Origin of the sequence: Flavobacterium sp. KBS0721 (genome assembly GCF_002007065.3) — a bacterium.
In the GTDB taxonomy this organism is placed as follows: domain Bacteria; phylum Bacteroidota; class Bacteroidia; order Flavobacteriales; family Flavobacteriaceae; genus Flavobacterium; species Flavobacterium piscis.
Map to the genome: position 1 here is coordinate 5853786 of NZ_CP042170.1, position 13823 is coordinate 5867608.

A 13823-nucleotide genomic window follows, 5' to 3' on the forward strand; every position below is an offset into this window, starting at 1 on the left:
AACTTTAAAAAATTAATATTTAAGCCATCTATACAATTCCTTCCAGGTTGGTTTCTTGCCGTACATTAAAATACCAATACGATAAATTTTGGCAGCGAACCAAACTACAAGGAAAAACGTAGCAAACAATAATGATACCGAAATTGCTATTTGCCACCACGGCACTCCAAACGGAAGTCGCATTAACATTACAATTGGCGAAGTTAACGGAATCATTGAAAATAGCACGGCAATTGTTCCGTGAGGATCATTGACAACCGTAAAAAATCCGATATAAACACTTAAAATTAGTGGCATTAAAATAGGCAAAAGAAATTGCTGAGAATCGGTTTGATTGTCAACTGCTGCTCCAATTGCTGCGTAAAATGAACTATATAAAAAGTATCCTCCAATAAAATAAATAACAAAACCTATTATAATACTGGCAATAGGCAAATTCCATAATTCGCTAATGTACATTTGAGCACTTCCCGACATTTCACTTTGCGCTGATTGCATCAATTCAGGCGAAATTCTTGGTGTTGGGCCAACATTTACACCAAAAAATGCCGAAGCTGCAAACATTAAACTCAACCCAATTACGGCCCAAATCATAAATTGTAATAATCCCGCAAGCGAAGTTCCGATGATTTTACCAATCATCAACTGAAAGGGTTTTACCGATGAAATAATAATTTCTATAATTCGGTTTGTTTTTTCTTCGATCACACTACGCATCACCATGTTTCCGTAAATGATAATGAACATCATAATCAAATAACCAAAAGCTCCGCCAATCCCTATTTTGATTTCATTTAATCCTTTTAGACTTTCTTCTCCCGAAGCTTTTATCAAATGAAGATTTACTGAAGATTGTGCTTTTTGAATGGCTAGAGTATCAAGTTTTGCTGTTTCGAGATTTATCTTTGTAATTTTCTCTGCAATAACATCTTGTGTTTTTTCGATAAAAGAAATACTGGGACTGTTATTCGAAATAAATTCAATTTTACTTTCTAAATCTTTTAAATTATTTGTTTTTGGAATGATAATTAAACCATCAAAATTTTCATTTGTAATACTATCTTTAAGTGCTTTTATATCTATTTCAGACAGATTTAGATATTTAAAGGCTGCTTCTTTTTTGTTCTGTTTTACAAAATCATTCGCAAACAAACCTGTCTCATCGTGAATGGCGATTTTTTTTGTTTCAGCTTTCATCGAACTCAAATAACCAATAAATCCAGCGATTGCAACAAACAACAACGGACTTAAAAAAGTCATAACAACAAAAGACTTATTGCGGACTTTTGCAATGAATTCTCTTTTAATAATTAATGAAATTATACTCATTCTTCGTAATTTTTCAATTTTAAAAATTCCAAATTCCAACTTTAAAACGTCCGAAATTGGAATTTGGAATTTATTTTTTGGAATTTATTTCTCTGTTACAGTCTGAATAAAAATATCGTTTACACTTGGTATTTTTTCTACAAAATGGGTTACTTGTCCTCTTTGTGTCAGGATATTTAATAACTCATTTGGAGTCGAATTTCCTATTTGGATATCTAATTTTAAATCATCATTCAGGGATTTAAAACTTGCCGTCGAAACGGTAAACTTTTGCGTGATATCGTACATCAAACCTTCAACATTGCTGGTCAAAATTCCTACCTCAAAACTATTGGTTCTAAACTGACGTTTAACATCGCTTAGTTTTCCTTCGATTAATTTATTCGATTTATGAATCAAAGCAATATGATCGCAAAGTTCTTCAACGCTTTCCATACGGTGAGTCGAAAAAATAATTGTTGCACCTTGTTCTTTTAATGCCAAAATTTCATCTTTGATCACATTTGCATTTACAGGATCAAATCCGGAAAAAGGTTCATCAAAAATTAGCAATTTTGGTTTGTGCAGCACACAAACTACAAACTGAATTTTTTGTGCCATTCCTTTAGAAAGTTCCTGGATTTTTTTGTTCCACCAGCCCTGAATTCCCAAACGGTCAAACCAATATTCTAACTGTGCTTTTGCTTCAGCTTTACTAAGTCCTTTCATTTGTGCCAGATACAAACATTGCTCGCCAACTTTCATCGAGGTATACAATCCTCTTTCTTCAGGAAGATAACCAATAGTCTGCACATGTTTTGGCTGTAATTTTTCTCCATCTAAAATTATTTCGCCGCTATCAGGTAAAGTAATTTGATTGATGATTCGAATAAGGGAAGTTTTTCCGGCTCCATTTGGACCTAATAGCCCATAAATACTACCTTTTGGTACATTTAATGAAACTTCGTTAAGCGCTACATAATCGCCGTATTTTTTTACGACTTTATGTACTTCGAGTAAGTTGCTCATGCTATATTTAAGATTTTCTGCTTTGGTTTAACCATTGTGGTATTAAGAATGTAAAAGTAAATAATTACTAACGAAATTTTGTACTATTAATAAAAAAACCCATTCTATAATTTTGTATAGAATGGGTTTTAAATTTATTTACTTTTTCAGAAAAAGTGGAACTTATGAAAACATATCTTTTACTTTCTCGAAAAATGATTTTTCTGATTTTTCAGGACTTGGAATAAAGTGCTCGTCGTTTAAAGCATTTTCAAAAAATTGTTTTTGCTCTTTATTCAGCGTTTTTGGAGTCCAAACATTTACGTGAACTAGTAAATCACCACTTCCGTAACCGTTAATACTTGGAATACCTTTTCCTTTTAATCTTAGGATTTTTCCGGATTGAATTCCTTCTTCTAACTTAATACGAACTTTTCCGTTAATGGCTTCGATATCTTTAGAAACTCCTAAGACTGCCTCCGGGAAACTGATGTATAAATCATAGTGAATGTTTTCACCTTCACGTTTCAGGAATTCATGCTCCAGTTCTTCAATCGCTACAATTAAATCTCCTGGAATACTATTTCCCGGAGCATCGTTTCCTTTATTAGAAACTTTCAATTGCATACCATCAACAACTCCCGCAGGAATTTTGATCGATACTGTTTCGTCTTCCTGAACCATTCCCTGAGCATCTGCTTCAGAAGGTCTTTTATCTAAAATCTGACCAGAACCGCCACAAGTAGGACAAGTTGACGCAGATTGCATTCTTCCTAGAATAGTATTGGTTACACGCATTACCTGTCCCTGACCGTTACAAGTCGAACATGTTTTGTATGTTACTCCTTTAGCCTGAACTTTACGTTTTACTTTTACTTTTTTCTCAACTCCATTTGCAATTTCTTCTAAAGTAAGTTTCACTTTAATTCGAAGATTGCTTCCTTTAGCACGACGAGGGCCACCGCCTCCGCCTCCACCGAAACCACCAAATCCTCCACCAAAAATATCACCAAACTGACTGAAAATGTCATCCATATTCATACCGCCGTGGCCACCACCAAATCCTCCGGAACCATCAAATGCCTGGTGTCCGTACTGGTCGTATTTTGCTTTTTTGTTAGGATCGCTTAAAACTTCATAAGCTTCTGCGGCTAATTTAAAGTTTTCTTCTGCCTCTTTGTCGCCTGGATTTTTATCCGGGTGATATTTCAATGCACTTTTTCGGTAAGCTTTTTTAATTTCGGCAGCATCAGCATTTTTTGAAATGCCTAGTATTTCGTAAAAATCTTTTTTCATAATTTAGGTTAAATTGCAAATCAAAAATTCTAAATCCCAATACTTAAAAAATTGATCTTCAGAATATTTTATCTGTATTTTTTAGTTTCCGATAACCACTTTAGGGAAACGAATAATTTTGTCTCCTAATTTGTATCCTTTTTCAATAACATCAACAATTTTCCCTTTTAATTTATCAGACGGAGCTGGGATTTGGGTAATTGCTTCAGCAAAATCAGCATTAAAAGCATCACCTGCTCTTACTTCAACTTGCTCTAAACCTTTAGAAACCAAAGTGCTTTTCAATTTTTCGTGAATTAACTCCACTCCTTTTTTCAAATTCTCATCTTCAGATTTGTTGATTTCTACAGTTGCTCTGTCAAAATCATCTAAAACAGGAAGCATTGCTAACAATACCTCTTGATTTGCCGTTTTAAATAAATCGATACGTTCTTTTGAAGTTCTTTTTTTATAATTTTCAAATTCAGCAAATAATCTCAAGAATTTATCTTTTTCTTTTGCCAAGTCTTGAGCTAATTGCTCTTCAACACTTAATTCTTCAACAATTAATTGTTCACCGTTTGCATTGTTCTCTAACGTTGCATCATCTAATTCCTGATCGAACTCTGTATTTTCCGTAGTCATATCACTTTTATTTTTAAAAATATTCTTAAACTTCATTTTTTATTCTTTCTGTTGGATTGCAAAAGTACTGCCAAATCTTATAAAATGTCAAATTGTCACTTTATTAATTATGAGTCTTTTAAAAAACGAAATTAGACAATTAAATTTTAGTATAAATTTAAGACTATTACGTTATAGTTTATTTTATCTTTGGTAGCGTAAAACAAAAATCATTACCACCAAAATTGAATTTAAGGGTTGGCCTCGGCCTCAAAATAATTATTAATTCAAATTTACCTTATATTAAAAAAAGCTTCGCCTTAAGAGACGAAGCTTTTTTTTATGCTTTTTTGAGAAAGAAAAATTTACCGCAGAGATCACTAAGATTTAAGTTGTGTTTACACAATGTAAGTTCGCAAAGGTTTGTGAACTTTGTGTTTTTACTAAACTTACAATTTAAAAAACTTTGTGTTCTCTGCGGTTAATTTTTTCAAATAAAAGTTCGCAAAGCTTTATGTTGATTTAGCTTTGCGAACTTTGTTTTTTTTTAAAATATTCTTAGATAAAAATCTTTGCGCTCTTTGCGGCAAAAAATAATTTAATTGCACGGGCGGAGGGATTCGAACCCCCATCAACGGTTTTGGAGACCGCTATTCTACCCTTGAACTACGCCCGTAACTTAAGGTCGGCAAATTAAAAGTTTTTTTTCTTCTCTGGCAACTATTTCAGGCAGATTTAAAAAGATTTTAGCAAGATAATTGCTGATAATTTATTAACACAATCAACCCCAAAGCTTTGTGAACGTTATCCTTTTCTATCAAAAACAAAAACTTTGCGAAATTAACCGCAAAGTGCGCTAAGATTTTAAAAGTAGGTTTTATAAAAACACAAAGTTCGCAAAGCTTTATGTTTATCTGGCTTTGCGAACTTTGTGTTTTCTATGCTTGAAGTAAAACAAAAACTTTGCGGTTAATTCCGCCACGAATTCACGAATAAAAATCATTTTAATCTGTAAATCTGTGGCTAAAAAACTTTGCTTTTAAAAATATTAAACCAACAAAGCAGCCTTCAATCCTTCAAAATCTACAGAAACCTGCTCTCCTGAAACAAGATTTTTAAGCGAATAAGAATTCGAAGCGATTTCCTGATCTCCTGCAATTACTGCAAACGGAATCAATCGTTTATCTGCATATTGAAACTGTTTCCCTACTTTTACATTATCAGGATACAATTCTACTTTTATATTTTCTTTTCTCAATTCCTGGATGGCCTGCGACGCATACAAAGCCTCAGCATCACCGTAATTGATAAACAATGCTTTTGATGTTGCTGCAACTGTTTCAGGGAATAACTGTAATTCTTCCAGAACCAAATAAATTCGGTCTAAACCAAAAGAAATTCCAACGCCACTCATATTTTTTAAACCAAAAATACCCGTCAAATCATCGTATCTTCCACCGCCGCCAATAGAACCCATTGACACCGTTTTTGGAGCCGCAACTTCAAAAATAGCTCCGGTATAATAATTTAATCCGCGGGCAAGGGTAACATCAAGATCTAAAGTCGCTGTTGCCAAACCTAAAGTTGCCACATTGTCACAAATAAATTTCAATTCCTGTACTCCTTTCATTCCTTCCTCAGATTCTGCTAGTAAATCTGAAAGCTGAGCAATTTTATCTGCAAATGATCCCGTAAAACTAAAAAGCGGCTGTACTTTAACCAAAGCTTTTTCATCAATACCTTTTTCGATCATTTCTTTTTTCACACCATCTTCACCAATTTTATCCAGTTTATCAAGAGCTACTGTAAAATCGATCAATTTGTCTGATGCTCCAATAACTTCGGCAATTCCGGATAATATTTTTCTGTTATTGATTTTGATTATTACGCCTTCTAAACCTAAAGAAGTAAAAACCGTATCATATAACTGAACTAATTCTACTTCCTGCCATAATGACTTTGAACCAACAACATCGGCATCACATTGATAAAATTCTCTGTAACGTCCTCTTTGTGGGCGATCAGCTCTCCACACCGGTTGAATTTGATATCTTTTAAAAGGAAATTCAATTTCGTTTTGGTGCTGTACCACATATCTCGCAAACGGAACTGTTAAATCGTAACGCAATGCTTTCTCCGAAATTTTTCCGGTAAATTTATTCAACTCAATTCTTTGATTCAAATCTATTGTTTCGGCAGAATTAGTTTGCAGCGCTTCGATAGATTCCGGTAATTCAATTTTATTTTTATTAAAGAAAAAATTACCCGAATTCAATATTTTAAAAATCAAACGATCGCCTTCTTCTCCATATTTTCCCATTAAGGTATCTGAATTCTCAAACGAAGGCGTTTCGATTGGCTGAAAACCAAATTTCTCGAAATTATTTTTTATCGTCTGAATAATATATTGACGTTTTGACACCTCTGCAGGCGAAAAATCTCTTGTTCCTTGTGGTATGCTTGGTTTTGAAGCCATCTTTTTTATTTTAGATTTTAGACTTCTGATTTTAGATTCTTTTTAAAAATTCTAAAACCAAAAGCTCTTTTATATTAATTATATTTAGATTTTAGATTTTCTTCGAATCCTAAATCGTCTGCAAATATCTTATTTTTTAAAATAAATAATGCCAGTTCGAAAACAAACTTGTAACAAAAAACGTATTTTCGTGACAAATTGGTCATGATGCTAAAATTATTTAAAGAAAATATCCGAATTGCTTTTGGTTCTATCAAAACACAATTATTGCGTACTATTCTTACCGTATTAATTATCGCTATCGGGATTACCGCTTTGGTGGGAATCTTAACCGTTGTAACAGCACTCGAAAATACTATCTCGACCAATTTCGCTTCTATGGGAGCCAATACTTTCAACATTAACCAATACGAAAACAACCTTAAAAACAGAGGAAGCAACGAACGTGAAATTGTAAACCCAATTATTTCGTACCCTGAAGCTGTTGCTTTCAAAAACAAATACAAATATCCTTTTACCGAAACTTCTTTATCCTTTACAGCCACCAGAACGGCAGAAGTTAAATACTTAGACAAAAAAACCGATCCGGAAATTCAGATTTTGGGTGTCGACGAACATTTCATATCCAACTCGGGTTTAGAAATAAATCTGGGCCGTAGTTTCAATCAATTCGATGTCGATAACAATACCTATTCGTGTGTGGTAGGATCAGATTTCGAAAAAGGATTATTAAAAGATGTAAATCCACTAGATAAAATAATTTCCATTCGTGGCGCGCGTTTTAAAGTTATTGGCGTTCTAAAAGAAAAAGGATCAACGTTTGGCAACAGTCAGGATTTACGTGTTTTAATTCCAATTCAGGTAGCACGTTCTTTATTTACTGCACCAAATATCAATTATACAATGAGCGTAATGGTGGCTAAAAAAGAATTGCTGGACGAAGCCATCGATAATGCAACAAGCACCATGCGCCGCGTACGAAAATTAAGCCCAACGCGCGACAACAATTTCGGAATTGGCCGTAGCGATGATTTAATCAACCGTATTTTGGGCATCACAAAATATTTAGGCTGGGCATCCTGGATCATTAGCGTTATTACCATTTTAGGATCTTCAATCGCTTTAATGAATATCATGATCGTTTCGGTTACAGAACGTACACGCGAAATTGGCGTTCGTAAAGCTTTAGGAGCAAAAAGATCAACAGTTGCTTTTCAGTTTTTTATCGAAACTTTACTTATAGGACAAATTGGGGGCTTGATTGGTATTATAATCGGAATACTTTTAGGCTTTGCCATTGCAACTGCAATGAGTTTTGCATTCGTGATTCCGTGGGTTGCTATTTTTGCAGCATTTGCAACTAGTTTTACCGTTGCTATTGTTTCGGGTTTATATCCTGCTATAAAAGCCTCAAAACTAGATCCTATCGAAGCTTTGCGTTACGAATAGTTTTCAGTTTTCAGTCACAGTTTTCAGTTTTTGGTTTCTTAAATATTTGAAGCAGAAATCAATCATTCAAAAGACCAGTTGTCCCGCTTTTCATTTCAATCTTTTATTTTTTTAAAGAAAAAAAACAAAAGGATTTCCACTGCAATCGGGGCTAAATTAGAAGTTTTTATTTTTTTAAAACTTAGGTAATACTTAAAAAAACTATAAAGTTTTCGAAACCTTACCAAAAATCATGCGGTCATTATCATAGATATCTTTTCGCAATTCGATGTTTTCAAAATTCATTTTTTCTAACAAATCTTTCATTTCACATCCAAGATACTGATTGATTTCAAAATACAATTGCCCGTTTTCTAACAGATTATTTTGAGCCAATGCAGCTATCTTTCGATAAAAAACCAAGGCATCGCTATCTTCTACAAAAAGCGCCAAATGGGGCTCATAATCCAGCACATTTTTCTTGATTTCTTCTTTCTCTAAATTACGCACATAAGGCGGATTCGAAACTATAATATCAAAATTACATTTCAATTCTTCTGCATTCAAAACATCCTGAAGAATAAAAGTAACATCCGTTTTATTGTTTACAGCATTTCGCTTCGCTGTTTCTATAGCTTTTTTTGAAACATCCATCGCATAAACCTGAGCATTCGGAATATTTTTTGCCAATGAAATTGCAATACAGCCACTCCCGGTTCCTATGTCCAGAATTTTAATTGTTTTAGACTTATCAACTTTTGAATTTTCATTGACAATCCATTCTACCAATTCTTCGGTTTCCGGTCTTGGGATCAAAACATTTTCATTCACTTCAAAATCCAATCCGTAAAAATTAGTTTTCCCCAACAAATACTGAATAGGAACTTCCTTTTTTAATTGCGCTAATAATAAATCCCAGACAGCAAAATCACTTTCCGAAAAAGTCAATTCGTGATTTAATGCCAAATCTATCTGACGTAATTTATGTTTGTCCTCTAATATTAAATAAAAAAAACTCTCCGCTTCATAAGCGTCATAAAAAGGCGATAATTCTTTTATAAATTGAGTTCTATATTGTTTGATTCTCATTTTGAGTTTATTTTTTAATGCCTCAATTTTTAAGCAAATATTTTAATCTATTTTTTTTTCAACAATCAATTTAGTTTACGATTCTAGCAATCAAACTGAATAGCTAACTCAGAAACTTTTTTTACCGGCTCCTCATTTTCAGCCTTCGAAGAGAGAAATAATATCACGCGTGTTTCTTCATAATCTCTGTTGGCACCAAAAATAAAATCCAGTTTACCATCATTATCAATATCTCCGGCAAAAAGCAATTCAACAAAAGTATCATTGAAAGTCTCTACTTGCAAAAGCAATTTTTCAGGGCCGTTATTAGTTTTTAAAAACAACTTATAGTTTTCTACTTTTTTATAAATTTCCTCTTTATTATCATCTAAAATTCTTTTTTCAGTCGAAAGTACTTTTCCTTCAGCTCTAAACACATAATCAGCATTCTCGAATTTCAAAGTTACTTTTTCGCCTGGCCAGATTTTATTTTTATCCAATTTCAAAGACTTTATTTTTCCCAACTTCAATTTCGGATAATCCATAAACAAAATCGATTTATTTTTAGAAACAATTGATCTTATAGAATCTCCAACACATTCATCATATCCCTTTTCGATCGTAAAGTCAGTTTTTCCTAAATAATAAACTCCATTTTGCTCAAACAAATCAATCCAGTCTTTATTCAAGGAATTAGCCGGGTTCTGCCCCTGATCATCTCTGTAACCATCTGGTAACAAAATTTCAAAATCGTTTTTAACATCCTCTTCTACAACAACTTCATCACTTACAGCCGAATCTTTAACAACCTGATTCTTAACCGGAGTTTGAGCTCCTTGAGTTTTTATTACTTTATCGTCTTTACAGGAAAACAAAATAGAGAACACTAAAAACGGAAGTATCATTTTTTTCATAGTAAACTTATAGGTTTTTCAACATCCACACTGGGCAAGAACTATGCCCTGTATTTCCTAAAGGAACATTTAAATATTCAAAACCGGATTTTTTATATAATTTTTGAGCTGCATGCATAAAAGGCATCGTTTCGATATAACATTTTTTAAAACCAAAATCTTTTGCCTGCTCTAAACATTTTTCCATCATTTTACTTCCAATCCCTAAACCACGAGTTTCTGGCAGGAAATACATTTTTTGCAATTCGCAAATTTCAGGATCTCCATTTTCAAGCTTTGCAATTCCTGCACAGCCTACAATTTTACTATTATTTTCGACCACAAAATAAACTGATTGCGGTTTGTTATATTCTTCAAACATTAAATCCAAATACGGATCTTCGTATGCTGTACCCACTTTCGGAATTTCCATTTCATCAAAAACCGATCGTATTAATTGGGCAACTGCCTGATTGTCTTCTTTTTTAATTGCTCTGATAATCCAATTTTCCATATGTATATATTCGTGTATTGTATTACAAAAGTAAAAATAGTTTTTTGATAGTTTCTTAACTATATCGTTAACCATCGAACTAAACAAAAATAACTACTTTTGTACCGTGAATATACATGAAAAATACATAAAACGCTGCATAAATTTGGCAGAAAATGGCTTTGGAACTACATTTCCTAACCCTATGGTTGGTAGCGTAATTGTTTACGAAAATCAAATTATAGGTGAAGGCTGGCACAAAAAAGCCGGAGAACCGCACGCTGAAGTCAATGCCATTCGATCTGTAAAAGACAAATCATTATTAAAAAAAGCTACAATTTATGTAAGCCTGGAACCTTGCAGTCATTTTGGCAAAACGCCTCCTTGCTGCGATTTGATCATAGAACACCAAATTCCAAATGTTGTAGTTGGAACGGTTGATCCTAACGAAAAAGTAGCAGGAAACGGCATCAAAAAACTAATTGCCGCCGGAGCCAATGTAACAGTTGGTGTTTTAGAAAAAGAATGCAACGAACTCAACAAACGCTTTTTTACTTTTCATCAGCAAAAAAGACCTTATATAATATTGAAATGGGCCCAAAGTCAGGACGGTTTTCTATCTCCAGAAAAAGAAATTGATCAGGATCGCAAACCGGTTTGGATTACAAATACCTATTCAAGGCAATTGGTTCATAAATGGCGCAGCGAAGAACAAGCTATTTTAGCAGGAACACAAACTATCATTGACGACAATCCGAAATTAAATACCAGGGACTGGTCAGGAAATAATCCGGTAAGAGTTGTTTTAGATCAAAACAATCGCATCCCAAAAGACAGTTTTGTCTTTGATAATACGGTAAAAACCATCGTGTTTACAAAATCTGAAACCAACCTTTCGGCAGAAAACACTAACTTTGAAGTAATTGATTTTAATCAAAATATAATACCGCAGATTTTGGCTGTTTTACATCGAAACCAAATTCAGTCTATTATAATTGAAGGCGGATTGCAGACTTTGCAATCTTTTATAGATGAGAATATTTGGGATGAAGCCCGAATTTTTATAGGAAACATTTCTTTTGAAAAAGGAACTAAAGCGCCAATGATTCAGATGAAAAATCCAATTAAAACCAACATTCAGAGCGATGAATTGCTAAACATTAGAAATCATGATTGATACTATAATTTTTGACTTTGGAGATATTTTTATCAATTTAAACAAACAAGCTACCATTTCGGGATTGCAGCAATTAGGCATGACGGAATGGAATGCAGAACTGGATCGTTTGAATCTTTTGTTTGAAACCGGAGATATATCGTATGATGATTTTCTGGCTGGTTTTCAGAAAGAATTACCAAATGCTTCGATAGAAGAAATCTTAAAAGCATGGAATGCGGTTTTAGCAGATTTTCCTTTGTATCGATTAGAGTTTCTTCAAATGCTTTCAAAAAAATACCGATTGTTTTTATTGAGCAATACAGATTCTATTCATATTGAAACTTTCGAAAACGCAAACGGAATTTCATTTTACAGCGATTTTTATCAATGTTTTGAAAAAGTCTATTTTTCATTTGAAATTGGAATGCGAAAACCAAATCCGGAAGCTTATCAATATATTATTAACAAACATGAATTATCGCCAAAACGTACTTTGTTTGTTGATGACAAAAAAGAAAACACAGATGCTGCCGCCGCTTTAGGTCTTCATGTTTGGAATTTACAAGTTGGACAGGAAGATGTTGTAGATTTATTTGAGAAAAAGATATTGTAAATTGAATTTGGAGAGAATTTACCGCAAAGGCGCAAAGATTTACGCAAAGTTCGCGAAGATTTTAACGAATTAAGAATACAAAGTTCGCAAAGCTTTGTATTGATTTAGATTTGCGAACTTTTTAAGCTTATAAACAAACAGTTAACAATAAAACCTTGGCGAACTTTGCGGTAAAATCAACTCTGTTAAAAAAAATAGTAAACATAATTTAGAATTTTACTTTTGAAATACGACGACACTTATAATACCATTGCTTTTGAATCTGAAGAAGTGCTTTTTAAAGAAAAAGGAAGCAAGTTCTTTGGTTATGCTTTTCCTATAGAACACGAAGACGAAGTAAAACCCATCATCGAAACTTTAAAAAAGCAACATCCGCATGCGGTGCATTATTGTTACGCATATCAATTGGGCACAGCTCCTAAAATTTCGTATCGTGCCAATGATGATGGCGAACCAAGCAATACTGCCGGAGCACCAATTTACGGACAAATACAATCTTTTGGACTAACAAACGTTCTTGTAGTGGTTGTTCGAATTTTTGGCGGAGTAAAATTAGGTGTCGGCGGATTAATCGCTGCTTATAAAACAACAGCTCAAATGACTCTTGAAGTTTGTGGGATTGTCGAAAAAACAATTGATGTTCATTTTTTAATTTCTTTTGATTACAAAAACATGAACAAAGTAATGCGGGTCATCAAAGAAAAAAAACTTGAAATTACGTCTCAGGAAATGGAAATCGATGAAGATTCAGGTTTACCAATTGGCAAAATCAAGACAAAAACACGCAAAAAAAATGCCGAATCAGTATTCGACATTTTTGATTTAATGTTTGAAATCGATATTGAAATTATATAAATTGATATAAAAAGCTATCTCATTTTAACAATTATTCAAGTGTTTTAAACAATTCTAAAATATAATTTGGAGGAGCAGTTGGGCGACCTGATTTTAACGATATAAATACCAAAATAAACACAGCAGTTGTTAATAACTCATTCGCTTCATTATAAATCTCACAGTCAAATTCAATCTTGACTGAGGATTGACTTTTGAAAGTAGTATGAATTGTAAGAAGCTCATCATAACGTGCAGATTTTTTATAATTTATTTGCATCGAAACTATTGGCAAACCAATTCCGCTTTCTTCCATACTTTTATACGAAATCCCTTTATCTCTAAGCCATTCCACGCGTCCGATCTCAAAATAAGGGACATAATTTCCGTGATAAACGACTCCCATTTGATCGGTTTCTGAGTAACGAACACGCACTTGCGTTTGATGATTTTTCATTAGTTATATATTAAAAAAAATTAAATTTAAAAAGTTCACTTACAACTTTTTTTTATAAAATTAGAGGCCAAAATATTTTTTTTTACAGAAATTTGTTCACATATTTGTTATCCCGAAATACGGAATAAAATTGCTCCTTTTTTATTAGGAGAATCTTTATCAATAATAAAAAAATTTATCTGAATCT

General features: G+C 33.2%; 13 protein-coding genes and 1 tRNA gene. 4 read left to right on the forward strand and 10 right to left on the reverse strand.

Translation table 11 applies throughout. The annotated features are described in order from the left end of the window. Positions 1-12: 12 nt before the first annotated feature. The 6 genes from B0M43_RS24315 to hisS all read right to left on the reverse strand — a co-directional run bounded on the left by B0M43_RS24315 (position 13) and on the right by hisS (position 6691). The gene (locus tag B0M43_RS24315) at positions 13-1329 is read right to left on the reverse strand and encodes an ABC transporter permease (protein ID WP_078005745.1); all 1317 of its coding nucleotides are present in this window, start codon (positions 1327-1329) and stop codon (positions 13-15) included. A gap of 84 nt (positions 1330-1413) precedes the next feature. Next, the gene (locus tag B0M43_RS24320; RefSeq protein ID WP_078005746.1) at positions 1414-2337 is read right to left on the reverse strand and encodes an ABC transporter ATP-binding protein; all 924 of its coding nucleotides are present in this window, start codon (positions 2335-2337) and stop codon (positions 1414-1416) included. A gap of 162 nt (positions 2338-2499) precedes the next feature. After that, positions 2500-3612, reverse strand: coding sequence for a molecular chaperone DnaJ (gene dnaJ / locus B0M43_RS24325; protein ID WP_078005747.1), 1113 nt, complete (start codon positions 3610-3612; stop codon positions 2500-2502). A gap of 81 nt (positions 3613-3693) precedes the next feature. Beyond that, positions 3694-4272 carry a nucleotide exchange factor GrpE gene (locus B0M43_RS24330; RefSeq protein WP_065451236.1) on the reverse strand — a complete coding sequence of 193 codons (579 nt, stop codon included), beginning with the start codon at positions 4270-4272 and terminating at the stop codon, positions 3694-3696. A 548-nt stretch (positions 4273-4820) separates the two neighbouring features. Beyond that, positions 4821-4891, reverse strand: a tRNA-Trp gene (locus tag B0M43_RS24335). A 372-nt stretch (positions 4892-5263) separates the two neighbouring features. Beyond that, complete coding sequence (gene hisS / locus B0M43_RS24340; RefSeq protein WP_078005748.1) at positions 5264-6691, reverse strand: histidine--tRNA ligase; 1428 nt, start codon at positions 6689-6691, stop codon at positions 5264-5266. 204 nt (positions 6692-6895) lie between these two features. On the opposite strand from hisS, the gene B0M43_RS24345 reads away from it, so the two are divergent. After that, positions 6896-8140, forward strand: a complete 1245-nt coding sequence (locus tag B0M43_RS24345) for an ABC transporter permease (RefSeq protein WP_065451235.1) — start codon at positions 6896-6898, stop codon at positions 8138-8140. Between the two features lie 201 nt (positions 8141-8341). Here B0M43_RS24345 and prmC read toward each other — a convergent pair whose 3' ends face one another. The 3 genes from prmC to B0M43_RS24360 form a co-directional block, all read right to left on the reverse strand. Continuing rightward, a complete protein-coding gene (prmC, locus tag B0M43_RS24350) occupies positions 8342-9208 on the reverse strand; it encodes a peptide chain release factor N(5)-glutamine methyltransferase (RefSeq protein ID WP_078005749.1) in 867 nt (288 codons plus the stop codon). Between the two features lie 83 nt (positions 9209-9291). Next, positions 9292-10101, reverse strand: coding sequence for a hypothetical protein (locus tag B0M43_RS24355; RefSeq protein WP_078005750.1), 810 nt, complete (start codon positions 10099-10101; stop codon positions 9292-9294). A 7-nt stretch (positions 10102-10108) separates the two neighbouring features. After that, on the reverse strand, positions 10109-10594 hold the full coding sequence (locus B0M43_RS24360) for a GNAT family N-acetyltransferase (protein WP_078005751.1): 486 nt from the start codon (positions 10592-10594) through the stop codon (positions 10109-10111). 106 nt (positions 10595-10700) lie between these two features. On the opposite strand from B0M43_RS24360, the gene ribD reads away from it, so the two are divergent. From ribD to B0M43_RS24375, 3 genes are all read left to right on the forward strand, one after another. Beyond that, positions 10701-11750, forward strand: a complete 1050-nt coding sequence (gene ribD, locus B0M43_RS24365; RefSeq protein WP_078005752.1) for a bifunctional diaminohydroxyphosphoribosylaminopyrimidine deaminase/5-amino-6-(5-phosphoribosylamino)uracil reductase RibD — start codon at positions 10701-10703, stop codon at positions 11748-11750. Further along, on the forward strand, positions 11743-12345 hold the full coding sequence (locus B0M43_RS24370) for an HAD family phosphatase (protein WP_065451230.1): 603 nt from the start codon (positions 11743-11745) through the stop codon (positions 12343-12345). Before ribD ends, B0M43_RS24370 begins: the two co-directional genes overlap by 8 nt. Positions 12346-12567: 222 nt before the next feature. Then, positions 12568-13200 carry a YigZ family protein gene (locus tag B0M43_RS24375; RefSeq protein WP_078005753.1) on the forward strand — a complete coding sequence of 211 codons (633 nt, stop codon included), beginning with the start codon at positions 12568-12570 and terminating at the stop codon, positions 13198-13200. 31 nt (positions 13201-13231) lie between these two features. Here the strand turns inward: B0M43_RS24375 and B0M43_RS24380 are convergent, their stop codons facing one another. Then, the gene (locus B0M43_RS24380) at positions 13232-13636 is read right to left on the reverse strand and encodes a thioesterase family protein (protein ID WP_065451228.1); all 405 of its coding nucleotides are present in this window, start codon (positions 13634-13636) and stop codon (positions 13232-13234) included. Positions 13637-13823 lie beyond the last annotated feature (187 nt).

Coding starts and splice junctions, on each gene's coding strand:
- B0M43_RS24315 (WP_078005745.1), bottom strand. CDS start 1,329: ATGAGTATAATTTCATTAATTATTAAAAGAGAATTCATTGCAAAAGTC.
- B0M43_RS24320 (WP_078005746.1), bottom strand. CDS start 2,337: ATGAGCAACTTACTCGAAGTACATAAAGTCGTAAAAAAATACGGCGAT.
- dnaJ (WP_078005747.1), bottom strand. CDS start 3,612: ATGAAAAAAGATTTTTACGAAATACTAGGCATTTCAAAAAATGCTGAT.
- B0M43_RS24330 (WP_065451236.1), bottom strand. CDS start 4,272: ATGAAGTTTAAGAATATTTTTAAAAATAAAAGTGATATGACTACGGAA.
- hisS (WP_078005748.1), bottom strand. CDS start 6,691: ATGGCTTCAAAACCAAGCATACCACAAGGAACAAGAGATTTTTCGCCT.
- B0M43_RS24345 (WP_065451235.1), top strand. CDS start 6,896: ATGATGCTAAAATTATTTAAAGAAAATATCCGAATTGCTTTTGGTTCT.
- prmC (WP_078005749.1), bottom strand. CDS start 9,208: ATGAGAATCAAACAATATAGAACTCAATTTATAAAAGAATTATCGCCT.
- B0M43_RS24355 (WP_078005750.1), bottom strand. CDS start 10,101: ATGAAAAAAATGATACTTCCGTTTTTAGTGTTCTCTATTTTGTTTTCC.
- B0M43_RS24360 (WP_078005751.1), bottom strand. CDS start 10,594: ATGGAAAATTGGATTATCAGAGCAATTAAAAAAGAAGACAATCAGGCA.
- B0M43_RS24370 (WP_065451230.1), top strand. CDS start 11,743: ATGATTGATACTATAATTTTTGACTTTGGAGATATTTTTATCAATTTA.
- B0M43_RS24380 (WP_065451228.1), bottom strand. CDS start 13,636: ATGAAAAATCATCAAACGCAAGTGCGTGTTCGTTACTCAGAAACCGAT.